Here is a 25,060-nt window from a genome sequence, read left to right on the forward strand (position 1 = left end):
TCATGGGCGGCAGTTTATAGGCATTCGCCCAGTGTTTGACAGAACTGCGCAACCAGCGCGCTCGGCGCCTGCGCACAGGCCAGGGCCACAGTGCTGTGGCAGTCGGGGTCGGTCAGGGGCAGGAAGTGAATGTTGGCCGGGGCGATATCGCGCATCGACTCGGGCAGCAGGGCAATGCCAAACCCCGCCTGGATCAGTTGCAATTGGGTGGTCTTGCGCGACATCACCCGCGCCGCCTTGGGGAAAAATCCGGCGCGCATGCACAACTCGGCTGACAGGTAACTCAGGCCGCCGCGTTGCGGATGGGGGATCGAGATAAAGACTTGGTCCTGCAACTGCGCCAGCTCAATGGCCGAGGAATGCCCGGCCAACGGATGGCCTGGCGGGACTGCCAGCAGCAGCGGCTCCTTATATAAAGGCAGGATGCGTACCCCCTCGCGCTGGCGCAGCACCGGCAGGCGCAGCAGGCCGACCTCCAGGCGACCCTCGGCAATGTCTTCCAACTGCGCTTCAGAGGACAGTTTGACGATATCCAGCGACACCCCGGGGCCCTGTTCCAGCCAGGCGCTGATCCCGCGCAGTACACGTCCACTCATCGGCACCGTGCTGGAGTGGCTCAGGCGCAGGGTGCCGAGCTGGCCGTGGCCGACCTGGGTCGCCAGTTCACTGGCCTTGTGCAACTCGCCCAGCAGGTTGCGCGCCCGTGGATAAAACGCCTCGCCGGCGGCAGTCAGCCTGGGTTGGCGGGCGGTGCGCTCGAACAGCGGGGTTTGCAGGATAATTTCCAGCTCCTTGATCTGCCGGCTGAGGGCCGATTGCGCGACAAACAGGCGCTCGGCGGCGGCGCTGAAGCTGCCGCTCTCGGCGATTTCAACGAAGTAACGCAGTTGCCGGGTGGAAATCACGAGTCATGCCTTTTCGAGATGGGTGGAGGGCCTGGAAGATATTAGTCGCAACTCACCGGCTTGGCTAAAGTGAGGGCCATCGCTGACAAGGAATATTGCATGAGCCTGGTTGAATTGATGGGGCAGTGGTCGTTCGGGGCGGTGGACTGGCTGGTAATCGGCCTGGGGATTGCCCTGGCTTATATCGTGTTTGGCATCGCCGGCTTTGGCACGGCGCTGGTGGCCGGGCCGATCCTGATTATGTTTATGCCGCTGTCGAAGATCATCCCGCTGCTGGTGCTGCTGGATTTCGTCGCGGCCTTTGGCAACCTGCTGCAATCGCGGCGGGATGTGGTCAAGCCGGAGCTGTTGCGCTTACTGCCGTGCATGGCGATTGGCTGCACCCTCGGCGTGATCTTCTTGCTCAACCTGCATTCGGATCTGCTCCTGCTGTTGATGGGCCTGTTTATCAGCGCCTATGCCATCTACAGCCTGACGGTAAGGGCCAAGCCCACAGCCCTGGCTGCCGGCTGGTCGGTGCCGATGGGCGTGGTGGGCGGACTGTTTGGTGCCTTGTTTGGCAGTGGCGGCTTTTTATATGCGATCTATCTGAACAGCCGCCTGCCCAAGGACGGGGCACGAGCGACCCAAAGTGCGTTGATCAGCGCGAGCACGGTGGTACGCCTGAGCCTGTTTTTGATCGCCGGGGTGTATGCCGAGTTGCCGCTGCTGATGTTGGCCGTGTGCCTGCTGCCGGCGATGGCGCTGGGGCTGTGGGCGGGGCGGCGATTGACCCTGCGCATGTCCCGCGAGGCGTTTGTGCGGTTGGTGACGTGGCTGGTACTGGCCAGTGGCATTGCCTTGATTGGACGGTATTTGAGTACTTGACCTGTGTGGGGCAGAGATTAAGCTGCCAGCCTTCAGGGCCTCTTCGCGAGCAAGCCCGCTCCCATATTCGACTGCATTCCTACAGGAGAAATGCAGTCGAATATGGGAGCGGGCTTGCTCGCGAAGGCGTCAGACGCCACACCGCAGGACTCCCATGAATTCCCAAAGCATCCTTGTCCCGAAAATCTCCACCTTGCCCGTCCACGAACCCCGCGCCCGGGCCATCGTGCGCTGGCTGGTGCGCAAGAACATCATCAAGGAAGAACTGACCACCTGCGGGCGCACCGGCAACCGCATGGGCTATGCCCTGGCCGATGGTGCCCGCGCGGTGGTGCTGCACCCCGAGGCGCTGCCGTTCAACGAACCGGTCAACGGCCTGGAAATCATCTACAAACGCTGCATCTATACCCCCGCCAAGGGTTTTCTCGAAGAAGCCGGCTGCCCGCAATGCCTTAAAGAAGTTGGCGAAGCGCTGTTCGACAGCCTGGAAGACTGGATGCCCGGCCACACCGACAACTTCACCTGCCCGCTGTGTGGGCATGAAGATGACATCAACGGTTTCCTGTTCCTGCAGGAATGCGGCTTTTCCAACCTGGGCTTTATCTTCAACAACTGGGCGGAAGCGGGCTTCAAGCAGAGCTTTATCGACGAGTTTGCCGATTGGCTCGATCAGAAAATCAGTTGGGTCAAAGTCGAACTCTAAAACCACTGCCGCCCCCTACCTGTAGGAGCCGGCTTGCCGGCGATGGAGCCTGGGCCGTGCGCCAAACCAGAGACTGGTTTTACCCATCTATCAGTATTACCAAGTTTGTCAGAGTTTTACGTTGAGGCCCGAGGGGTGTCTGAGTATAATGACGCGCTTCCATTTTCCCGCTCGGGAGCCCCCGCGATGCTGCGTATCAGCCAAGAAGCTCTGACATTCGACGACATTCTCCTAGTGCCCGGTTATTCCGAGGTGCTTCCTAACGAAGTCAGTCTCAAGACCCGCCTAACCCGTGGCATCGAGCTGAATATTCCTCTGGTTTCCGCTGCCATGGACACCGTCACTGAAGCCCGTTTGGCAATCGCCATGGCTCAGGAAGGCGGCATCGGCATCATCCACAAGAACATGACCATCGAGCAGCAAGCTGCCGAAGTGCGCAAGGTCAAGCGTTACGAAGCCGGCGTGGTGAAAGATCCGATCACCATCGAAGCCGACGCCACCGTGCGCGACCTGTTCGACCTGACCCGCCTGCACAACATCTCCGGTGTTCCAGTGCTGCACGATGGCGACCTGGTCGGCATCGTCACTTCCCGTGACGTGCGCTTTGAAAACCGTCTTGAAGTCACCGTCCGTGAAGTGATGACGCCTAAAGAGCGCCTCGTTACTGTCAAGGAAGGCGCCGACAAGAACGATGTGCGTGAACTGCTGCACAAGCACCGCATCGAGCGCGTGCTGATCGTCGACGACAAATTCGCCCTCAAAGGCATGATGACCGTCAACGACATCGAAAAAGCCAAGGCTTACCCGCTGGCCAGCAAGGATGACCAAGGTCGTCTGCGCGTTGGCGCCGCCGTTGGTACCGGTAAAGACACCGGCGACCGCGTTTCGGCCCTGGTCGCTGCCGGGGTTGACGTGGTGGTGGTCGACACCGCCCACGGTCACTCCAAAGGCGTGATCGACCGCGTGCGCTGGGTCAAGCAGAACTTCCCTGACGTACAGGTGATCGGCGGCAACATCGCCACCGGCGCTGCCGCCAAGGCCCTGGCCGAAGCCGGCGCTGACGCCGTCAAGGTCGGTATCGGCCCTGGCTCAATCTGCACCACGCGGATCGTCGCCGGTGTGGGCGTGCCGCAAATCAGCGCCATCGCCAATGTTGCCGCTGCCCTCGAAGGCACTGGCGTACCGTTGATCGCCGACGGCGGCATCCGTTTCTCCGGTGACCTGTCCAAGGCCATCGTGGCCGGTGCTTCCTGCGTGATGATGGGCTCGATGTTTGCCGGCACTGAAGAAGCGCCAGGCGAGATCGAACTGTTCCAGGGCCGTTCCTACAAGGCTTACCGTGGCATGGGTTCGCTGGGCGCCATGTCCCAGGCGCAAGGCTCTTCCGACCGCTACTTCCAGGACTCCTCGGCAGGCGCCGAGAAGCTCGTACCGGAAGGCATCGAAGGCCGTGTGCCGTACAAAGGCACCCTGAGCGCCATCATCCATCAACTGATGGGCGGCCTGCGTTCCTCGATGGGCTACACCGGCAGCGCCGACATCGAAGAAATGCGCACCAAGCCAGAGTTCGTACGGATCACCGGCGCCGGCATGGCTGAATCCCATGTCCACGACGTGCAGATCACCAAGGAAGCGCCAAACTACCGCGTAGGTTGAGGCTTCCAGCAAAACGTTAAGTAACCGGGGCTGTTCTTTCAGCCCCGAGTTGTTTCTGATTCATTAGACGAGACTGACTTCATGGCCCTCGACATTCACGCCCACCGCATCCTGATCCTCGACTTCGGTTCCCAGTACACCCAGCTGATCGCCCGCCGCGTGCGTGAAATCGGCGTGTACTGCGAACTGCATCCGTTCGACATGGATGACGAAGCGATCCGCGAATTCGCCCCTAAAGGCGTCATCCTCGCCGGTGGCCCCGAGTCCGTGCACGAAGCCAACAGCCCGCGCTGCCCACAAGCGGTATTCGACCTGGGCGTGCCGGTATTTGGTATCTGCTACGGCATGCAGACCATGGCCGAGCAACTGGGCGGCAAGGTTGAAGGTTCCGAGCTGCGTGAATTCGGTTATGCCCGTGTCGACGTGGTCGGCAAGAGCCGCCTGCTGGACGGCATCGAAGATCACGTCGACGCCGACGGCCTGTTCGGCCTCGATGTCTGGATGAGCCACGGTGACAAGGTCACCCGGATGCCGGAAGACTTCCACATCCTGGCCAGCACCCCGAGCTGCCCGATCGCCGGCATGTTCAGCGACGAGCGTCGTTACTACGGCGTGCAGTTCCACCCGGAAGTGACTCACACCAAGCAAGGCGGGCGCATCCTGTCGCGCTTCATCCTCGACATCTGCGAGTGTGAAGCCCTGTGGACCCCGTCTAAAATCGCTGAAGACGCCATCGCCAACGTGCGCGCCCAGGTCGGTACCGACAACGTCCTGCTCGGCCTTTCCGGCGGCGTTGACTCCTCCGTGGTTGCTGCGCTGCTGCACAAGGCTATCGGTGACCAACTGACCTGCGTGTTCGTCGACAACGGCCTGCTGCGCCTGCACGAAGGCGAGCAAGTGATGGCCATGTTCGCCGAGAATATGGGCGTCAAGGTGATCCGTGCCAACGCCGAAGATCAGTTCTTGAACAACCTGGCCGGCGAGTCCGACCCGGAGAAGAAGCGCAAGATCATCGGCCGCACCTTCATCGACGTCTTCGATGCCCAGTCCAACAAACTGGACAACATCAAGTACCTCGCCCAGGGCACCATCTACCCCGACGTGATCGAGTCGGCCGGCGCCAAGAGCGGCAAGGCCCACGTGATCAAGTCCCACCACAACGTGGGTGGCCTGCCTGAGGAAATGAACCTCAAGCTGGTAGAACCGCTGCGCGAACTGTTCAAGGACGAAGTCCGTCGCCTGGGCCTGGAACTGGGCCTGCCGTACGACATGGTCTACCGCCACCCATTCCCGGGCCCGGGCCTGGGCGTGCGCATCCTCGGTGAAGTGAAGAAGGAATACGCCGACCTGCTGCGTCGCGCCGACCACATCTTCATCGAAGAACTGCGCAAGGCCGACTGGTACCACAAAGTCAGCCAGGCCTTCGTCGTGTTCCAGCCGGTGAAATCGGTTGGCGTGGTTGGCGATGGCCGTCGCTACGCCTGGGTCGTGGCCCTGCGTGCCGTAGAAACCATCGACTTCATGACCGCCCGTTGGGCACACCTGCCGTACGAACTGCTGGAGACTGTCAGCGGCCGTATCATCAATGAAATCGAAGGCATCTCGCGCGTGACGTATGACGTGTCGAGCAAGCCGCCGGCGACGATTGAGTGGGAATGATTGGGCGTCCGGCATTGTCCGGCACCCTCTAGCAAAAAGTACCCTGAAGCCCGCTTAATTGCGGGCTTTTGGCTTTTTGGGGCTCGCCCTAATGCCCGTCAGTTAAGCCTTTTTGTAGGAGCGAGCTTGCTTGCGAAGAACTTGAGAGCGCCGCGTTTACCTAGCAAACACGCGTTATCGTTGACGTCCTTCGCGAGCAAGCTCGCTCCTACAGAAAGCAGAATCCGCTTAACTGACTGGCATCAGGGTTCGCCAGGTTCCCCGGTGATGGCGGTCGAGAAGGCGCAACTGTCCAGCGCTACTACCACCAACCCCCCCCAATGGATTACCGGCGGCCTTCGCACACCGGTGATTCGCCGAGGCGGCCTTCCTTGCACAGGTCAATGTTATCTGTGCGCTTGAAACCGGCGTCTTTCATGCAATAAAACCGCGTGAGTACCTGGTCAATCGGCGTCCTGTCCCCCGTCCCTATCAGGTTGGTATAGCCGCAGGCGGTCATAGCACTCTTGACGCCTTCTTCAGACACTCCGATTTTCTTCCAATTGGTAAATTCCGGCGGCGGAGGTTGAAAACCCCGGCCCGTGCAGCCAACCAATAACACAGCGCAAAAACTCAGCAACAGGCTCTTGATGAGCATGGCGTTCTTCCTCATGGTTTGACTCATATATCGGATGCGTCGTATCAGCGAGCTTGTCGAGGTAGTGTCGAGGGCTGCTCAGGAGCAATTAGAAAAACTCATCCAACAGGCAGTAAAAAGCCATTCGCTGCTCATCAGGCTCCACACCATACAGCTCAAAGAACGGCCTTACCCATTCCCGCCCCAGGTTGCGTTCGACACTGCGTGCCGCCAGGGCCAGGTCTTGATAGCGGTCACTGACCCCCAGGCGGCCGCAGTCGATGAAGCCGCTGAAGTGCGCGTCCGCCGCCATGAAGTTTGGCAAGCACGCATCGCCATGGGTCACTACCAGGTCATGGGTGGCAGGCCGTGTCGCGAGGAGTTCGGCAAACACATCGCGGACGCTGCGTCCCAGTCGCTCATCGTCGAAGTCCGTCCCATCAATCAACCCGGCGTCGACGTGTTCCCGGGCGACGGTGATGCGCTGTTCCAGGTTGTGATCGAAGGGGCATTGCGCCACGGGAACCTGGTGCAATGTGCGCAAGGCGGTGGCCAGGACGTCGATGATCTGCGCGGCAGAAAGCGCGCTGCTGGCCAGGTCCTGTCCCGGCATGGCGCTCATCAGCAGCCAGTGGTGATGGTTTTCCTGCACTTGGTCCAGTACCACTGGCGCTGGCAAGCCCTGTTGCTGCAGCCAGTGCAGGCGTTCGATTTCGTCGGCAAGCTCGGCGTGTTCGACCAGGGGCTCGGCTTTCAGGAACAGGTCTGGGCCGTTGTCCCTGCGCAGTCGAAACACGTCAGCCCGGGACTCGCCGATGGCCTGTTGTTCGATGAGCGCGAGGGGGAACTGTTCACGCCACTTTTCTGGAATGTTCACGGTGCTGTCCCGGTCCTCGCCTGAGCGTTGTCAAACGCCGATTAAACAACGTTTGGCCTCGGCTTGTCATGGGCGCCCCGCGCGGCAGGCGTTTTACTGCCTGGCGCGCGGGGGGGCGTCAAGCGGGCAGCCGGCATTGCAGGTTCAAGCCCATATTGGTGAGGGCGCTGGACAGCTTTTCCAGGGTCGCGAAGTGCACGTTATGTACCCCGGGCCAGGCCGGCCGGTCGATGGAGAAGCTACCATCGGCCAATCGGTTGATGGGGGTGCGGACGACGCTCATGGCGCGGCTGTGATGCAGCAGGGTATAGCGGCCCTGGCTTGCATCGATCAGGTACATGCCCTTGCGAAACAGCAACCGCTGGTTTTGCTCCAGGGTCCTGTGCACCAGCGGGGCCTCCACTTGCACCCGCAGGTCGGCATGCAAGGTGTCGAAGCTGTCACCGACGTGTTCGTGGGCAGGTGCACTGTCGCGGTCGATGTCGATGCCGGGGTCAATGCGTATGTCGCTGCCTTGCCCGGGAAGCACCTCCTCGACCCGCAGTCCGATGCCGCCGTGCAGTTCACTGATACCGGCAAAGCCATTGAAGGTATTGATGTTTCGCGCGCCAGTGAGCACCAGCCACTTGCCGCCGCCATTGAGGGTCTGGTCGGCCTGGATAATGGTATGGGCGAGGTAGTTACTCATCGCTTGCTCTGAAAGGTTGGCGGTGGGATTGGGGTACTTGTAGTGGGCGACGCAGTCCAGAGCCTGCACGCGGATGCCATTGGCCCTGGCAGTCTTGACCAACTCCAGCTCGTTGTACTGGCCTGCCGGGTCGGTGCCCAGCCGGTTCAGGTAGCTTTCCAGGTCTTCGGACATCACCCCGGTGCGCGAATAGAGGTTCAAGTCATCCTGGACAAAATCGTTGAGCAGGCGGCGCAGATATAGGGTCTTCACACCTTTGCGCGCGAAGAGGGGCAGGTTGTCGATCACCAGGCGGGTGCTGGCGATGCGGTCCAGGGTTTCACCGATGACGTATCCGGGTATGTCTTCGGGCAGGCGCTCGATGATTTCGGCAAAGGGCGTAGTGGGCTCGAACGCGGGGATGTCCGGGCGCGCTGGAAGTCGGTTCCAGGGCAGTTCGGTAAAGAAGTCTTTCGCCGATTGCAGCAGTTTGTCGTGAGTGACGCCGAAGTAATACGTGAAGCGGTCGATGCGCCCAAAGCGGCTTTGAACATGGGTTTCAGGCAGGCCCAGTACCCACTTTCTTATGTGCGTGCGGGTCGAGGGCGGGGTGTCGAAGGGGGTAGTGACCCGGCGCAGCGGGTTGACGGGGGCAGTCACCGGTTCCTCGCTAGGGGAGGGCGCTGGCGTGTGTGCGGCCTTGCTGGAGTTGCCGCCACCGCCTTTCAACCCTTTGCTGGCGCTGACGGGTTCCCATTCGTTGAGTTCGTTCAGGCGCACTGGCAGCGAGCCGGAAAAGCCATGGGGGTTACTTGGGTCGACGATCGCCCAGAAACCGTGGCCGTTGGGGTCGGCTTCGTAGCGTACGTAATAGGCTTCATCGTTGAGCATAATGGCGTGCTGCGGCATGCCGCTGGAGGTTTTGAGGGTATAGACCTGGTGAAACTTGCCGGGTGCGGTGTTGAGGGTTTCACCTTCCAGGATCAGGTTGCTTTGGTAGCTGGCAGGTACGGTCGGTTCTGGCGACATGGGTATAACGGCGGGCGTAGTGTGTTCAATCGCCACGGTATCGACTGTTTCGGCGATCTGCGGCATGACGCCGTCGGCCTTCAGCAGCGTCAGGTTGAACACCGCATCGATAGCACTGAGGACCGCGCCCAGCGCTCCCGCGCGGCGTTCGGCCGGGGTTTTGCCATTGATTGCCTGGTCGATATTCAGGCCCAGACTGGCCACGCTGGCGCCCATCACCACCAGGGCCACCGGCCAGCCTGCCACGGCCATTGGTCCGAAGGTCTTGCCAAAGGCGGCCAGGTAGCCGATCCACAGCTTCTTGCGCAGGTCGCCGTTGCTCTGCAGGGAGAACTGCGCATCGTTGTCCATGCGCGCACGGCTCGATTGTGCGAGCCAGGTAAAGGCGTCGCCGTCGAGGGGCTGGTCGGCTTGATTGATCAGGTGGTGGTCCCACGTGCCCCAGTCGATAAACAGCTGGTCGAGTTGGTGGTTCAGGCCTTTGTCCACCCAGTCTGGCGGCAGCGTGCCGGCCACGGCCTGGGCGGTGCGGTAGATCAGCACGGGCGTCAGCAGCATTTGCTTCCAGGTCACGGCGTCGGTGTCGTCCTGCTGGACCTGGGCCGACAAGGGGAAATGGGCCATGAAACGCGCGCGGTTATCGGCGCGGTTGGTCTGGTTCAACAGCCAGAAATGCAGGTCGGCAGGCGTTTCAAGGCAGTGGAAGGCCTGGGCCTCGCCGGGCACGTAGAGGATTTGCCGACCATCGCCATCGACAATACGCAGGATGTCCGTGGCGATATGCCCGCCAATATCCAGTGCCGCCACGCGTAGCCCGCTTGCCGGGGTTGCCTCGGCTTGCAGGTCGGGCAGGGTCGGCGGCCAGCCCAGGTTGCCGGCAAGGGCCTTGATCACCTTCTGCAACTGCTCCTCGTCGAGGTGCCCGGCCTGTCGCGCTTGCAGGGCCTGGGCCAGGCAATTGACCTTGGCCAGGGTGCGGAAATGGTGGTGGTGGGTACTCCAGAATTGCTCCACGCGCGTGGTGTAGCGATCGCTGAAATTGATCGCCCAGAAATCATGGAGCACGGCGCTGGCGGACAGCTGCACTTCGTTGTGCTGATCGAACACTCGCGCCTGGGCACCCTCGCTGTAGAAGCCGCCATCGCCGTCGAGCAGGTCGGCATTATCCTGGTCATGCACCTCGAAGCGGTGCATGACCAACTGCGTCAGGGTCATCGATGCCTGGGGTTTTTCGTTATGGCTCCAGCCGGTAAAGGTCGCCGGATCACCGGTGCCGCGGTTGAAGCGGTGCCAGTACACCTGATCGGGATCCAGGTGCGCCAGGCCATGTTTCGTGAGGATTTCACCGGCGGCCTCGATGGCCATCGCCTGCATGTTCGGGCAGGCATCCAGTACCACGGGGGCCAGGGCGCGAAGTTGTTGCTGGGCGGCGGGGGATGTGTCGGCAAGTGGCATGCTGCTCTCCTTGAGGGGGGGAGGCGAGCATGCCAAGCGCTTCAGAGTGGGTGTGGGTAGATAATTAACGCCGGGCGATATCGGAGAAGTAGAACTTATCCAGGGTATGCCGCGACTCGGTGTACTCGAACTGGCGCCCATCCTGCAAAAACGTCTGGTTGCTCACCACGATCACATGGCTCTGGCCGTCGAGGTCCAGGTGCGCCTGGTCGTCCTTGCTGCGGGGCAGGGCTTCGATGGTGCGCTGGGCGTAGCTGATCTGCAGGTGCAGGGTTTGTTCGATGAAGGCGTAGATCGACTGTTCGGCAATCGTCTGGTCCAAGCCCGGGATCAGCTCGGCAACGAAGTGGTTGATATCGAGGATCACCCGTTTGCCGCCAATGCGCCGCACGCGCTTGATGCGGGTGATCAGGGTGCCGGGGTCGGCCTCGATGTGTTGCAGCAGCGAACCTTCCAGCGGGAGTTGGGTGAACTCAACCACTTCGGTGCGTACGTCATCGCCCAGGTCGGCGTGGGTTTCGTGGAAGCTGACGATGCCGCCCAGTTGAAACTCAATCGGGTTGGGCGACAGCACGAAGGTGCCCTTGCCGTGGATTTTTTGCGCAAACCCGCGCTCCTGCAACTGCTCGATGGCCCGGCGCACGGTGCCACGGCTGGCCTGGTAGGTCTGCATCAATTCGGTTTCAGAAGGCAGGCGCGTGCCGCGTTGCAGGCGTTCGGTGGTGATGCTGGCAAGCAGATCGGTGTAGATCTGGTTGTATTTACTCATGGAGAGGGCTCTGTGCCGCGTTTGCGTTCAAGGCAGGAACCTTAGTGGCACAGGTGGGCTTTGTCCATTGGACCCTTGGAAAGCGCTGGGCGAATATTTTTACAACTCGTACAGACGAGTTGTTGCTTTAACTCGTACAGACGAGTACTTTTGCCCTCGGCGTGCTGCCAATAACAAGAATCTAAAGTGGAAGACCAAGCATGAGCCACGACTATTCCAACATTGCCCGCGAGATTCTCCTGAACCTCGGCGGCAGCGATAACCTTGAGCAAGCGGCCCACTGCGTGACGCGCCTGCGCCTGGCGCTCAAGGACCCGAGCCTGGTCAACGCCAGTGCGTTGAACCAGGTCGACCTGGTCAAGGGCTCGTTCTTCACCGGCGGCCTGTTCCAGATCGTCATCGGCCCCGGCGAAGTAGAAAAGGTCTACGCCGCCCTGCGCGAACAGACCGGCCTGGCCGCCGCCACCATCGCCGACGTGAAGAAAAAGGGCGCCGACAAGACCAACGCCATGCAGCGCCTGGTGCGGGTGTTCTCCGATGTGTTCATGCCCATCCTGCCGGCGCTGATCATTGCCGGCCTGCTAATGGGCATCAACAACCTGATGGGCGCCAAGGGCATGTTCATCGAGGGCCAGACGCTGCTGGAGGCCTATCCGAACCTGGATGGCCTGTGGAGCCTGATCAACCTGATGGCCAACACCTCGTTTGTGTTCCTGCCGGCGCTGGTGGGCTGGTCGGCGGCCAAGCGTTTTGGTGGCAGTGAAATCCTCGGCATCGTGCTCGGCCTGATGCTAGTCCACCCGGACCTGCTCAATGCCTGGAACTACGGCAAGGCGGTGGCCGGGCTCGACGGCCAGAGCCTGCCGTACTTCGACATTCTGGGCTGGTTCCAGATCGAGAAGGTCGGCTATCAAGGCCAGATCCTGCCGATCCTGATGGCCGCCTACGTCATGAGCGTGATTGAAAAATGGCTGCGGGCGCGGGTGCCGAATGCCATTCAATTGCTTGTCGTGCCGATCACCACCATCGTCGTCACCGGCGTGCTGGCCCTGGCGATCATCGGCCCGGTCACCCGGCACCTCGGCATCCTGATCACCGAAGGCGTGGTCACCCTGTTTGACCTGGCGCCAATGGTGGGCGGGGCGATTTTCGGCCTGCTGTATGCACCGCTGGTGATTACCGGCATGCACCACATGTTCCTTGCCGTGGACCTGCAACTGATCTCGACCCAGGGTGGCACGTTTATCTGGCCGATGATCGTCATGTCCAACCTGGCCCAGGGCAGTGCAGCCCTTGGCGTGTTCTACATGAGCCGCAATGCGCGAGACAAAAGCATGGCCTCGACCTCGGCGATTTCCGCCTACTTCGGCATCACGGAGCCGGCGATGTTCGGGGTCAACCTGCGCTTCAAGTTTCCGTTCTATGCCGCGTTGCTGGGTTCGGCCCTGGGCAGCATTTTCCTCTCGCTGAACAAGGTCCAGGCCTCGGCCATCGGCGTCGGTGGTTTGCCTGGGTTTATCTCGATCATCCCGCAATACATCCCAAGCTTTGTGATCGGCATGGCCGTCGCGATTGTGGTGCCGTTTGTTCTGACCTGTGGGTTAAGCATGAAAATTGTGCGGCCGGGTTATCGCGTCGCCTGATAGATCGCTATCGCAGGCAAGCCAGCTCCCACAGAGGAATGCATTTCAACTGTGGGAGCCGGGCTTGCCCGCGATGAGGCCCGCAAGGCCGCTACAACACTCAATTGAAGGAACCCACCATGCAAGACTGGCAACACTCGGTGATCTACCAGATCTACCCCAAAAGCTTCCACAGCCACGCGGGTAACGCCACCGGTGACCTGCTGGGCATCGTGGACAAGCTCGACTACCTCCAGTGGCTGGGCGTCGATTACCTGTGGATCACCCCGTTCCTGCGCTCGCCCCAGCGCGACAACGGCTACGACATCAGTGACTACTACGCCATCGACCCCAGCTACGGGACCATGGCCGACTGCGACCTGCTGATCAGCGAAGCGGCCAAGCGCGGCATCAAGCTGATGCTCGATATTGTGGTCAACCACACCTCCATCGAGCACGAGTGGTTCCAGCAGGCACGCAGCAGCCTCGACAACCCGTACCGCGACTTCTACATCTGGCGCGACCAGCCGAACAACTGGCAATCCAAGTTCGGCGGTTCGGCCTGGGAATACGAGGCGCAGACCGGCCAGTACTTCCTGCACCTGTTCGACCACACCCAGGCCGACCTCAATTGGGACAACCCCAAGGTGCGCGCCGAGGTCTACAAACTCATGCGCTTCTGGCGTGACAAGGGCGTGGGCGGCTTTCGCCTGGACGTGATCAACCTGATCTCCAAGCCGGCGGATTTCCCCGAAGACAACAGCGACGGCCGGCGCTTCTACACCGACGGCCCGAACGTGCACGCGTACTTGCAGGAAATGCACCGCGAAGTGTTCGAGGGCCACGCGCTGATCAACGTCGGCGAGATGTCCTCCACCAGCCTGGAACACTGCATTCGCTACTCTCGCCCTGAGTCGAAAGAACTGTCGATGACCTTCAACTTTCATCACCTGAAAGTCGATTACCCCAACCTGCAAAAGTGGGTGCGCGCCGACTTCGATTTCCTGCAGCTCAAGCAGATCCTTTCCGACTGGCAAATGGGCATGCAGGCCGGTGGCGGCTGGAACGCGCTGTTCTGGTGTAACCACGACCAGCCGCGGGTGGTCTCGCGATTTGGCGATGACGGCGAGCACCGCGTGGTCTCGGCCAAGATGCTCGCCACCGCTTTGCACTTCCTGCAGGGCACGCCGTTTGTGTACCAGGGCGAAGAGCTGGGCATGACCAATCCGGGCTTTGACAGCATCGAGCAGTACCGTGATGTCGAGACCCTGAACATCTACCGCCTCAAGCGCGATGCCGGTGAGTCCGAGGCCTCGAGCATGGCCGCGATCATGCAGAAGTCCCGTGACAACGGGCGCACGCCGATGCAGTGGAACAGCCAGGCCAATGCCGGTTTCAGCCGCGCTGAACCGTGGATCGGCATCCCGGCCAATGCGGCGCAGATCAATGTCCAGAGCCAGCTGGATGACCCGGATTCGGTGCTGCATCACTACCGGGCCTTGATCGTTTTGCGGCGCCTTGAGCCGCTGATCCAGGAGGGGGTTTACCGCCAACTGCTACAGGACCACGACAAGGTCTGGGCGTACCTGCGCGAAGGCCATGGCGAACGCCTGCTGGTGCTGAACAACTTCTACGGCCAGCCCTGCGAAATCCAACTGCCTCACAGCGTGATTGGCTCGGCGAGCGCGCAACGCCTGCTGATCAGTAACTACCCCGACTGCCCGGTGCGCACCGACACGCTCATCTTGCGTCCTTACGAGTCTTTTGTGCTGCACCTGACCGACTGAAACATCCCCTTTTCAGGAGCCGGTTTGCCGGCTCCGACAGGGAAAAAATAAAAAAAATAATGGAGCGCTTCATGAAAACAACAATAAAGCTGGGCCTCGTCGCATCCTGCCTGACCCTGCCCCTGGCGGCCCACGCCCTGGAATTTGCCGGCTACCTGCGTAGCGGCGCCGGCACCTCGACCGGCAGCGGCCCGCAGCAATGTTTCCAACTGCCGGGCGCTCAATCCAAGTACCGGCTGGGTAACGAATGCGAGCAATATGCCGAGCTGGAATTGCGCCAGGACCTGTTCACCCTGGACGACGGTTCGGTGCTGAGCGTGGATGCCATGGCCTCGCTGTATAACAAATACGACCGCGAACTGAAGTTCCAGGGCGAAAACAACGGCTCGGCGCGCATGCCACAGATGTATGCGCAATGGTCGAACATGCCCAGCCTCAACGGCGGCTCACTGTGGGCCGGTCGGCGCTACTACAAACGTAACGACATCCATATTTCCGACTTCTACTACTGGAACCAGAGCGCCACCGGCGGCGGCATCGAGGACGTGCTGATCGGCGATCTGAAGTACAGCTACGCCCTGTCGCGCAAGGACAACCTGTACCAGAAGCAATACGCCACCCGTCACGACTTCAACGTCGCAGGCTTCAAGACCAACCCCGGCGGCGAACTGGAACTGGGCCTGAGCTATATCGAACAGGCGGGCGGGCGCGACACCCACAGCGGCTGGGCCCTCACTGCGCAGCATGTGCAGGCCGCGTTCCTCGGTGGCAAGAACAAGTTCGCCCTGCAGTACGGCGAAGGGCCGGGCACCGGCCTGGGCTACACCGGGAATACAGCTCTGGAGCGCAGCAGCAAAAGCTACCGCGCGGTGGAGTTTTTTGACTGGCAAGTGACCCCGCGTTTTGGCGGCCAGGTGGAGGCGGTGTACCAGAAAGACGTGCGCCCCGGCAGCCAGGACCAGACCTGGATGTCTGTCGGTGTGCGCCCGGCGTATGCCATCAGCGAACAGTTCAAGCTGGTCACCGAACTGGGCCACGATCAGGTCGATGCCAGCGGTGGTACGCGCAAACTCAGCAAGTTCACCTTCGCCCCGACCTGGTCGCCCAAGGGCCCGGATTTCTGGGCGCGGCCGGAGGTGCGCTTGTATTACACCTATGCCACCTGGAACCAAGCAGCCAAGCGCGCGGCCAATGAACTGGCGGCGGGTTCGGCGTTGTCCGACACCGGCTCCTATGGCACCGCGCGCCACGGTTCCAACTTCGGTGTGCAGGTCGAATACTGGTGGAAATAAACAGCGGCTTTATGTGGGAGCCGGGCTTGCCCGCGATACAGGCGGCTCGGTGTTCCAATGAGACCGCGTTGATGCAATCGCAGGCAAGCCAGCTACCACAGGGGCCCATTTCACCCCGGGATGTGTACTCGGCCCATGTTTTTTACAGAACCAAACAGCAGGTGATGTCATGACCACAACTCAACCCCTGGAACTGCTGGCGCCCCTGGCGGGTGTGCTGTTGCCCCTGGACCAGGTGCCGGATCCGGTGTTCTCCAGCCGCCTGATTGGCGACGGCGTGTGTATCGATCCCACCTCGCAGACCCTCTGCGCGCCGCTGGCCGGGGTGATCAGCAATATCCAGGACAGCGGGCATGCGGTCAGCGTCACCGACGACCAGGGCGTGCAAGTGCTGATGCATATCGGCCTGGACACCGTGAACCTGGCGGGCAAGGGCTTCACCCGGCTGGTCGAGGAAGGCCAGCGGGTCGAGGCGGGCCAGCCTTTGATCGAATTCGATGGCGACTTTATCGCGCTTAATGCCCGTAGCTTGCTGACCCTGATGCTGGTGGTCAGCGGTGAGCCATTTGTGCTGCTGGCGGCGGGCGCGGGGTTGGTGGAAACCGGGCAACCGTTGTTGCGTGTGACGCCGGTAATACGCGCCGCCAACGATGACGAGGAGGAGGGTGACGCACTGTTCTCCAAGCCCCTGAAGCTGCCCAACGCCAACGGTTTGCATGCCCGCCCGGCGGCGGTGCTGGCCCAGGCGGCCAAGGCTTTTAAGGCGAGCATCTGCCTGCACAAGCAAACCCAGAGCGCCAACGCCAAGTCCCTGGTGGCGATCATGGGCTTGCAAACGGTACGGGGCGATACCCTGCAAGTGAGCGCGGCGGGGGAGGATGCCGCGGCGGCGATCCAGGCGCTGGTTACGCTGTTGACAGAAGGCTGTGGCGAAACCGTTGCGCTGGTGGCCGAGGTGGTTGAGCCAGTTGCGCCGCTGTCATCGGCAAGCGTGCTGCGCGGCGTATGTGCATCGCCGGGTTCGGCGTTTGGTCAGGTGGTGCAGGTGGCTGAGCCCGAGCTGAATGTGCCTGAACAGGGGGCTGGCGAGACGCTGGAGCATGCCGCCCTGGCACGTGGCTTGCGCGCTGCAACCCAAGCGCTGCAAGTGTTGCAGGACAAGGCCGGCGGCAGTGCCCAGGCAGAGATTTTCCGCGCCCATCAGCAATTGCTCGAAGACCCGACCCTGCTTGAACAAGCCCACGGCCTGCTCGCCCAGGGCAAGAGCGCCGCCTTTGCCTGGAACAGCGCCACACTCGCCACCGCCGGGCTGTTCGAGCAATCCGGCAGCTCCCTGCTGGCCGAACGCGCCGCCGATATGGCGGATGTTGGCCAGCGTGTGCTCAAGCTGATCCTCGGGGTGCAGGACGGCGCCTGGGAGTTGCCGGAGCAGGCAATCCTGATTGCCGAGCAACTGACACCCTCGCAAACCGCCAGCCTCGACCCGCGCAAGGTGTTGGGATTTATCACCGTTGCCGGCGGCGCCACCAGCCATGTCGCCATCCTTGCGCGTGCTTTGGGCTTGCCGGCGATGTGCGGGGTGCCAGCCCAGGTCCTGGACTTGCCCGAGGGCAAGCAAGTGTTGCTGGACGCCGATAAAGGCGAACTGCACCTGGACCCGGACCCGACGGTAATCGAGCGGCTGCGGGCCGCGCGCGCGCAACAGGTGTTGCGTCACCAGCGCGATGTGCAACAGGCCGCCTTGGCGGCTACCACGCGCGATGGTCATCATGTCGAGGTGACAGCCAACGTCGCTTCGCTGCAAGAAGTGCAGCAAGCCCTGGTCTTGGGGGCTGAGGGTGTGGGGCTGTTGCGCTCGGAGTTTCTCTACCTGGACCGCAACCGTGCGCCGAGCCCGCAGGAACAGGCCCAGACCTACAGCGCCATTGCCGGTGCCCTGGGCACCGAGCGCAACCTGGTGGTGCGCACCCTCGATGTGGGCGGTGACAAGCCTTTGGCCTACGTGCCGATGGACAGCGAGAGCAACCCCTTTCTTGGCCTGCGTGGCATTCGCCTGTGCCTGGAGCGTCCTGAACTGTTGCGCGAGCAGTTGCGGGCAATCCTCGCCAGCGCGGGCTTGGCCCGGTTGCACATCATGTTGCCGATGGTCAGCCTGCTGTCGGAGCTGCGCCAGGCCCGCCAGATCCTCGAAGAGGAAGCGGCGGCCCTGGGGCTCACTGAATTGCCGAAACTGGGGATCATGATCGAGGTGCCGTCAGCGGCGTTGATGGCGGATGTGTTCGCGCCCCACGTGGACTTTTTCTCGATCGGCACCAATGATCTGACCCAATACACCCTGGCCATGGACCGCGACCACCCGCGCCTGGCCAGCCAGGCCGACAGCTTTCACCCGGCGGTGCTGCGCCTGATCGCCACCACGGTCAAGGCCGCCCATGCCCACGGCAAGTGGGTGGGGGTGTGTGGCGCGCTGGCGTCCGAAACGCTGGCGGTGCCGATGCTGATCGGGCTGGGGGTGGACGAGTTGTCCGTCAGCGTACCGCTGATCCCGAGCATCAAGGCCACGGTGCGTGAGCTGGACCTGGCGGACTGCCAACTGATCGCCCACCAGGTGTTAAACCTGGAAGAAGCCGCCCAGGTGCGCGAGGCCTTGAGCCAGTACCACGCGGCGACTGTGGAAACCTCACTGGTTGTGGAGAACTGAATATGTTCGAGAAATTGCAGCAGGCGTTCTGGAAAGCCCTGACCCCGGACCTGGTGGCAGAAACGGTGGTTGCCGAGCCGGCGGCTGATGCGATGCTGGCGCCTGAGGTGCTGAGTGCGTTGGGTGGGGCGAGTAATCTCAAGTCACAGCAGCGCGTGGCATTGACCCGGATCCGCGTGCAGCTACAGGACCCGGCGCGGGTGGACGAGGCGGCGCTGAAGGCGGCGGGTATCACGGCGGTGATGGTACTGGCGGGCGGGGTGGTGCATCTGATCACTGGCCTGTAGAACACCACAAAACAAATGTGGGAGCGGGCTTGCCCGCGATAGCGGTGGGTCAGTCAAATACTCATCAACTGACCCACCGCGATCGCGGGCAAGCCCGCTCCCACATTGGGTTTTGTGGTGTCTGGTCGTTCCCAGGGGTCAGAGTTGGGGGGTATCTTGCGGCGGCTTGGTCTTGTCCACGCCCGGCACATGCAGATTGCCTTCCACCACCTGGTTGCCCTCCAGCTGTGGCTGGGTCACCCAGGTCAGGATGTCGTAGTAACGGCGGATGTTGGCCACGAAGTGCACCGGCTCACCGCCCCGGGCGTAGCCGTAGCGGGTCTTGCTGTACCACTGCTTCTGCGACAGGCGCGGCAGCATTTTCTTCACGTCCAGCCATTTGTTCGGGTTCAGGCCTTCCTTTTGCGCCAGCTTGCGCGCGTCATCCAGGTGACCGCCGCCGACGTTGTAGGCCGCCAGGGCAAACCAGGTGCGATCAGGTTCGAGAATCTTGTCGTCCAGTTCGCTCTTGATCATCGCCAGGTACTTGGCGCCACCCTTGATGCTCTGCCGGGCATCGAGGCGGTTGGATACGCCCATGGCCTGGGCGGTGTTCTGGGTCAGCATCATCAGGCCACGCACGCCGGTCTTGGAGGTGACCGCCGGCTGCCACAATGACTCCTGATAACCAATGGCCGCCAACAGCCGCCAATCGACCTTTTCTTCCTTGGCCGAGGTCTTGAAAAACTTCTCGTACTTGGGCAGGCGCTGCTGCAAGTGCTGGGCAAAGGTGTAGGCGCCCACGTAGCCCAGCACATCGACATGCCCGTAATAACGATCCTTGAGGCGCTGCAGGGTGCCGTTCTTCTCGACCTTGTCGAGGTAGCTGTTGACCTCGTTGAGCAGGCTGTTGTCTTCCCCGGCTGCCACGGCCCAGCTCTGGTTGCTGGCGTCGCCCAGGTCAAAGGCCACCCGCACGTTGGGGAAGTACACCTGGTTCATCGCCACTTCATTGGAGTCGACCAGGGTCAGGTCGATCTGCCCTTCATCGACCATGCGCAGCAGGTCGACTACTTCAACGGCGTCGGACTCTTCGTACTCAATCGCAGGATTCTGCTTTTTCAGCTCGGCCAGTTGCTCGGCGTGGGTGCTGCCCTTGAGCACCATGATCTTCTTGCCCACCAGGTCCGCTGCGTTGGTGGGGCGGGACTGGCCGTTGCGGTAAATGATCTGCGGGGTCACTTCCAGGTACGCATGGGAGAAGCGCACCTGCTGTTTACGCTGTTCGCTGCTGACCAGGCCGGCAGCGGCCAATACCGGGCCGTTGGGTTTGCCCAACTGGCCGAACAGGTCGTCGAGGTTGTCGGCAGTCTCGATTTCAAGCTTGACCCCCAGGTCGTCGGCAAAGCGCTTGACCAGTTCGTATTCGAAACCGGTTTCGCCGTTGCGGTCCTGGAAGTAGGTGGCCGGACTGTTTCGAGTGACCACCCGCAATACGCCATCCTCCTTGATTCGCTCGAGCGTGCTGGGCTTATCAACACAGGCGCTGAGCATCAGGAAGAGTCCGGTGGCGAGGAGCCATTTGGCACATCGCGGGCGCAAAGCAGTTGGGGAGAACATCTGCGCAGTATACGCAAACGGCCCATGGCGCCATATCTCGACAGCATCGGCGTTGTCTGCTAGCGCCCGCGAAACTGTGCTGCAGCCCGCAGAAACGTGGCCTGGGGCGCGATTGTGACGGTTAAAATAACTGCGCCGCCGGCCCTGGAAAACGCCCCGATACCGTGCAATCGGTGCCAACTGACGTTCGGCAGCGGCCAGCGGTGCCGTTTCGGGTGCCGTTGGCGCAGGTTTACGCTAGAATGCACGGCCTCAAAGCACACCCCCTTCCCGAGGCTGTCCCGAAGATGTTGATCCTGCGCGGCGCTCCTGCCCTTTCTGCCTTTCGCCACAGCAAACTCCTTGAGCAACTGAGCCAGAAGGTTCCAGCTGTCACAGGCTTGTATGCTGAATTTGCTCACTTCGCCGACGTTAACGGCGTTTTGACCGCCGACGAACAGCAAGTGCTGGCACGCCTTCTGAAGTACGGCCCCAGCGTTCCCGTTCAAGAGCCGACCGGCCGCTTGTTCCTGGTTCTGCCGCGGTTCGGCACCATCTCGCCCTGGTCGAGCAAGGCCAGCGATATCGCCCGCAACTGTGGCCTGGAAAAAATCCAGCGTCTGGAACGCGGGATCGCCTTCTACGTGGCTGGCCAGTTCAGCGACGCCGAGGCCGAGCTGATCGCCAGCAGCCTGCACGACCGCATGACCCAGATCATCGTCAGCCAGCTGGAACAGGCTGGCGGCCTGTTCAGCCACGCCGAGCCCAAGCCGCTGACCGCGATTGACGTGCTCGGCGGTGGCCGCGCCGCCCTCGAGAAGGCCAACACCGAGCTGGGCCTGGCCCTGGCCGAAGACGAGATTGACTACCTGGTCAACGCCTTCAACGGCTTGCAGCGCAACCCCCACGACATCGAACTGATGATGTTCGCCCAGGCCAACTCCGAGCACTGCCGCCACAAGATCTTCAACGCCAGTTGGGATATTGACGGCCAGAGCCAGGAAAAAAGCCTGTTCGGCATGATCAAGAACACCTACGTGATGCACAGCGAAGGCGTTCTGTCGGCTTATAAGGACAACGCCTCGGTGATCGTCGGCTCTGTCGCCGGCCGTTTCTTCCCGGACCCGCAGACCCGCCAGTACGGCGCGGTGCAGGAGCCGGTGCACATCCTGATGAAGGTCGAGACCCACAACCACCCGACCGCGATTGCCCCGTTCCCGGGCGCAGCCACCGGCTCGGGCGGCGAGATCCGCGACGAAGGTGCCACCGGTCGTGGCGCCAAGCCCAAGGCCGGCCTGACCGGTTTTACCGTGTCCAACCTGCAGATCCCAGGTTTCGAACAGCCGTGGGAAGTGCCATACGGCAAGCCTGAGCGCATCGTCACCGCGCTGGACATCATGATCGAAGGCCCCCTGGGCGGCGCCGCGTTCAACAACGAATTCGGGCGTCCGGCCCTGACCGGTTACTTCCGTACCTTCGAGCAGTCCATCACCACCCCCCGTGGCGATGAAGTGCGCGGTTACCACAAGCCGATCATGTTGGCCGGCGGCATGGGCAACATCCGTGAAGACCACGTGCAGAAGGGCGAGATTCTCGTCGGCTCCAAGCTGATCGTCCTCGGCGGCCCGGCCATGCTGATCGGCCTGGGCGGCGGCGCGGCTTCCTCCATGGCCACCGGCACCAGCTCGGCGGACCTGGACTTCGCTTCGGTACAACGGGAAAACCCTGAGATGGAACGCCGTTGCCAGGAAGTCATCGACCGTTGCTGGCAGTTGGGTGACAAGAACCCCATCAGCTTCATCCACGACGTCGGCGCCGGCGGTCTGTCCAACGCCTTCCCGGAACTGGTCAACGATGGCGACCGTGGCGGCCGTTTCGAACTGCGCAACATTCCAAACGACGAGCCGGGCATGGCCCCGCACGAGATCTGGAGCAACGAATCCCAGGAACGCTACGTGTTGGCGGTGGGGCCTGCGGACTTCGAACGCTTCCAGGCGATCTGCGAGCGCGAGCGTTGCCCGTTTGCGGTCGTCGGCGAAGCAACCGCCGAGCCGCAACTGACCGTCACCGACAGCCACTTCGGCAACAGCCCGGTGGACATGCCCCTGGAAGTGCTGCTGGGCAAGGCTCCGCGCATGCACCGCTCGGCGGTACGTGAAGCCGAGTTGGGCGATGATTTCGACCCAAGCAGCCTCGACCTGGCCGACAGCATCGAGCGCGTGCTGCACCACCCGGCCGTGGCGAGCAAAAGCTTCCTGATCACCATCGGCGACCGCACCATCACCGGCCTGGTGGCCCGTGACCAAATGGTCGGCCCATGGCAGGTGCCGGTAGCTGACGTTGCCGTGACCGCCACCAGCTTTGACGTGTACACCGGTGAAGCCATGGCCATGGGCGAGCGCACGCCGCTGGCCCTGCTGGACGCCCCGGCGTCGGGCCGCATGGCCATTGGCGAAACCATCACCAACATCGCCGCGTCGCGCATTGGCAAGCTGTCCGATATCAAGCTCTCGGCCAACTGGATGTCTGCTGCCGGCCACCCCGGTGAAGATGCGCGCCTGTACGACACCGTCAAGGCGGTCGGCATGGAGCTGTGCCCGGAACTGGGAATCACCATTCCGGTGGGCAAGGACTCCATGTCCATGGCCACCCGTTGGAACGATGAGGGCACCGACAAGAGCGTCACTTCGCCGCTGTCGCTGATCGTCACCGGCTTTGCGCCGGTCACCGACATCCGCCAGACCCTGACCCCGCAACTGCGCATGGACAAGGGCACCACCGACCTGATCCTGGTTGACCTGGGCCGTGGCCAGAACCGTATGGGCGCCTCGATCCTCGCCCAGACCCACGGCAAGCTTGGCAAACAGGCGCCGGACGTCGATGACGCCGAAGACCTGAAAGCCTTCTTCGCCGTGATCCAGGGCCTGAACGCCGACGGCCACCTGCTGGCCTACCACGACCGTTCCGACGGTGGTTTGCTGACCAGCGTCGTGGAAATGGCCTTTGCCGGTCATTGCGGCCTGAGCCTGAACCTCGACGGTCTGGCGGAAACTTCCGCTGACATCGCCGCCATCCTGTTCAACGAAGAACTGGGCGCGGTGATCCAGGTGCGCCAGGACGCCACTCCGGACGTGCTTGCACAGTTCAGCGCTGCTGGCCTGGGCGACTGCGTGGCGGTGGTTGGCCAGCCGATCAACAACGGCGTGATCAACATCGTCTTCAACGGCGACACCGTGTTTGAAGGCCAGCGCCGCCTGCTGCAACGCCAGTGGGCCGAGACCAGCTACCAGATCCAGCGCCTGCGCGATAACGTCGACTGTGCCGAGCAGGAATTCGACGTGATCCTGGAAGAAGACAACCCGGGCCTGAGCACCAAGCTCAGCTTCGACGTCAACCAGGACATCGCCGCGCCGTACATCAAGAAAGGCATCCGGCCACAGGTTGCCGTACTGCGTGAGCAGGGCGTCAACGGCCAGGTGGAAATGGCGGCCGCGTTCGACCGTGCAGGCTTCAATGCGATCGACGTGCACATGAGCGATATCCTCGCCGGTCGCGTCGACCTCAATGAGTTCAAGGGCCTGGTGGCCTGCGGTGGTTTCTCCTACGGCGACGTATTGGGTGCCGGTGAAGGCTGGGCCAAATCGGCCCTGTTCAACAGCCGCGCGCGCGATGCGTTCCAGGGCTTCTTCGAACGCAACGACAGCTTCACCCTGGGTGTGTGCAACGGTTGCCAGATGATGTCCAACCTCAGCGAACTGATCCCGGGCAGCGAGTTCTGGCCGCACTTTGTGCGTAACCGTTCCGAGCAGTTCGAGGCCCGTGTGGCCATGGTGCAGGTGCAGGAATCGAACTCGATCTTCCTGCAAGGCATGGCCGGTTCGCGCATGCCGATTGCCATCGCCCACGGTGAAGGCCATGCCGAGTTCGAAAGCGAGGAAGCGTTGCTGGAAGCCGATCTGTCCGGCACCGTGGCCCTGCGTTTTGTCGACAACCACGGCAAGGTCACCGAAAGCTACCCGGCCAACCCGAACGGCTCGCCGCGCGGGATCACCGGGCTGACCAGCCGCGACGGTCGCGTGACCATCATGATGCCGCACCCGGAGCGGGTGTTCCGCGCCGTGCAGAACTCGTGGCGCCCGGAAGAGTGGAACGAAGACGGCGCGTGGATGCGCATGTTCCGTAACGCTCGTGTGTGGGTGAACTAAGGCGGTGTACAAGCTCAGCTTCTTTGTGCCCGACAGCCATGTGGAGACGGTGAAAAGCGCCGTCTTCGCGGCCGGTGGCGGGCGCATCGGCAACTACGACAACTGTGCCTGGCAAGTGCTGGGCCGCGGCCAGTTCCGCGCGATGGATGGCAGCCAGCCGTTTATCGGGCAGGTGGGCCAGGTCGAGGTGGTTGCAGAATGGAAGGTTGAGCTGGTGGTGGCCGATGCGTTGATCGTGGCGGTAGTTGCTGCGTTGAAGCTGAGTCATCCCTACGAGACACCGGCTTATGAGGTCTGGCAATTGGCGGATTTCTGATCCGCTGGCCGCTAGAACAAGAAACCCGCTGGGCCAAACTGGCCAGCGGGTTTTTTTTGCCTGTCAGAT

The 25,060-nt window shown here is 62.0% G+C and carries 17 protein-coding genes; 11 read left to right on the forward strand and 6 right to left on the reverse strand.

Annotated features, from left to right (window positions below):
• Nucleotides 1-14: 14 nt before the first annotated feature.
• Nucleotides 15-905, reverse strand: a complete 891-nt coding sequence (locus tag ACO77H_RS05175; RefSeq protein WP_432755111.1) for a LysR family transcriptional regulator — start codon at nucleotides 903-905, stop codon at nucleotides 15-17.
• A 99-nt stretch (nucleotides 906-1,004) separates the two neighbouring features.
• Here ACO77H_RS05175 and ACO77H_RS05180 point away from each other — a divergent pair, with 99 nt between their 5' ends.
• The 4 genes from ACO77H_RS05180 to guaA all read left to right on the forward strand — a co-directional run bounded on the left by ACO77H_RS05180 (nucleotide 1,005) and on the right by guaA (nucleotide 5,790).
• A complete protein-coding gene (locus tag ACO77H_RS05180; RefSeq protein WP_170058295.1) occupies nucleotides 1,005-1,772 on the forward strand; it encodes a sulfite exporter TauE/SafE family protein in 768 nt (255 codons plus the stop codon).
• 154 nt (nucleotides 1,773-1,926) lie between these two features.
• Nucleotides 1,927-2,475: a sugar ABC transporter ATPase gene (locus tag ACO77H_RS05185; protein ID WP_169956685.1), complete on the forward strand. Its 549-nt coding sequence runs from the start codon at nucleotides 1,927-1,929 to the stop codon at nucleotides 2,473-2,475.
• 186 nt (nucleotides 2,476-2,661) lie between these two features.
• On the forward strand, nucleotides 2,662-4,131 hold the full coding sequence (gene guaB, locus ACO77H_RS05190) for an IMP dehydrogenase (protein WP_016977684.1): 1,470 nt from the start codon (nucleotides 2,662-2,664) through the stop codon (nucleotides 4,129-4,131).
• A gap of 81 nt (nucleotides 4,132-4,212) precedes the next feature.
• Nucleotides 4,213-5,790 (forward strand): glutamine-hydrolyzing GMP synthase, encoded by a 1,578-nt coding sequence (guaA, locus tag ACO77H_RS05195; RefSeq protein WP_029298509.1) that lies wholly within the window; start codon nucleotides 4,213-4,215, stop codon nucleotides 5,788-5,790.
• 325 nt (nucleotides 5,791-6,115) lie between these two features.
• Here guaA and ACO77H_RS05200 read toward each other — a convergent pair whose 3' ends face one another.
• The 4 genes from ACO77H_RS05200 to treR form a co-directional block, all read right to left on the reverse strand.
• Entirely contained in the window at nucleotides 6,116-6,427 is a 312-nt protein-coding gene (locus ACO77H_RS05200) for a hypothetical protein (protein WP_432755112.1), read from the reverse strand.
• Between the two features lie 88 nt (nucleotides 6,428-6,515).
• A complete protein-coding gene (locus tag ACO77H_RS05205) occupies nucleotides 6,516-7,283 on the reverse strand; it encodes an APH(3')-II family aminoglycoside O-phosphotransferase (RefSeq protein ID WP_432755113.1) in 768 nt (255 codons plus the stop codon).
• Nucleotides 7,284-7,401: 118 nt separating this feature from the next.
• Nucleotides 7,402-10,434 carry a dermonecrotic toxin domain-containing protein gene (locus ACO77H_RS05210; protein WP_432755114.1) on the reverse strand — a complete coding sequence of 1,011 codons (3,033 nt, stop codon included), beginning with the start codon at nucleotides 10,432-10,434 and terminating at the stop codon, nucleotides 7,402-7,404.
• A gap of 64 nt (nucleotides 10,435-10,498) precedes the next feature.
• Nucleotides 10,499-11,203: a trehalose operon repressor gene (gene treR / locus ACO77H_RS05215; RefSeq protein WP_169956677.1), complete on the reverse strand. Its 705-nt coding sequence runs from the start codon at nucleotides 11,201-11,203 to the stop codon at nucleotides 10,499-10,501.
• 200 nt (nucleotides 11,204-11,403) lie between these two features.
• Between treR and treP the strand changes: the two genes are divergently transcribed.
• The 5 genes from treP (at nucleotide 11,404) to ACO77H_RS05240 (ending at nucleotide 18,892) form a co-directional block, all read left to right on the forward strand.
• Nucleotides 11,404-12,846 (forward strand): PTS system trehalose-specific EIIBC component, encoded by a 1,443-nt coding sequence (gene treP, locus ACO77H_RS05220; protein ID WP_170042963.1) that lies wholly within the window; start codon nucleotides 11,404-11,406, stop codon nucleotides 12,844-12,846.
• A 119-nt stretch (nucleotides 12,847-12,965) separates the two neighbouring features.
• The gene (treC, locus tag ACO77H_RS05225) at nucleotides 12,966-14,612 is read left to right on the forward strand and encodes an alpha,alpha-phosphotrehalase (RefSeq protein ID WP_170042962.1); all 1,647 of its coding nucleotides are present in this window, start codon (nucleotides 12,966-12,968) and stop codon (nucleotides 14,610-14,612) included.
• Nucleotides 14,613-14,683: 71 nt separating this feature from the next.
• On the forward strand, nucleotides 14,684-15,904 hold the full coding sequence (locus ACO77H_RS05230) for a maltoporin (RefSeq protein WP_170042961.1): 1,221 nt from the start codon (nucleotides 14,684-14,686) through the stop codon (nucleotides 15,902-15,904).
• A gap of 169 nt (nucleotides 15,905-16,073) precedes the next feature.
• Nucleotides 16,074-18,605: a phosphoenolpyruvate--protein phosphotransferase gene (ptsP, locus tag ACO77H_RS05235; protein ID WP_432755115.1), complete on the forward strand. Its 2,532-nt coding sequence runs from the start codon at nucleotides 16,074-16,076 to the stop codon at nucleotides 18,603-18,605.
• A gap of 2 nt (nucleotides 18,606-18,607) precedes the next feature.
• Nucleotides 18,608-18,892 carry a PTS transporter subunit EIIB gene (locus ACO77H_RS05240; protein ID WP_169956669.1) on the forward strand — a complete coding sequence of 95 codons (285 nt, stop codon included), beginning with the start codon at nucleotides 18,608-18,610 and terminating at the stop codon, nucleotides 18,890-18,892.
• Nucleotides 18,893-19,030: 138 nt separating this feature from the next.
• Here ACO77H_RS05240 and mltF read toward each other — a convergent pair whose 3' ends face one another.
• Nucleotides 19,031-20,491: a membrane-bound lytic murein transglycosylase MltF gene (gene mltF / locus ACO77H_RS05245; protein ID WP_432755116.1), complete on the reverse strand. Its 1,461-nt coding sequence runs from the start codon at nucleotides 20,489-20,491 to the stop codon at nucleotides 19,031-19,033.
• A gap of 287 nt (nucleotides 20,492-20,778) precedes the next feature.
• Here mltF and purL point away from each other — a divergent pair, with 287 nt between their 5' ends.
• Together purL and ACO77H_RS05255 are read left to right on the forward strand one after the other, a co-directional pair.
• A complete protein-coding gene (gene purL, locus ACO77H_RS05250) occupies nucleotides 20,779-24,675 on the forward strand; it encodes a phosphoribosylformylglycinamidine synthase (protein ID WP_169956698.1) in 3,897 nt (1,298 codons plus the stop codon).
• A gap of 4 nt (nucleotides 24,676-24,679) precedes the next feature.
• On the forward strand, nucleotides 24,680-24,991 hold the full coding sequence (locus tag ACO77H_RS05255) for a YqfO family protein (RefSeq protein ID WP_169956665.1): 312 nt from the start codon (nucleotides 24,680-24,682) through the stop codon (nucleotides 24,989-24,991).
• Nucleotides 24,992-25,060: the final 69 nt, after the last annotated feature.

It is taken from the genome of Pseudomonas sp. WMBT8 (assembly GCF_050916005.1).
Lineage (GTDB): Bacteria > Pseudomonadota > Gammaproteobacteria > Pseudomonadales > Pseudomonadaceae > Aquipseudomonas.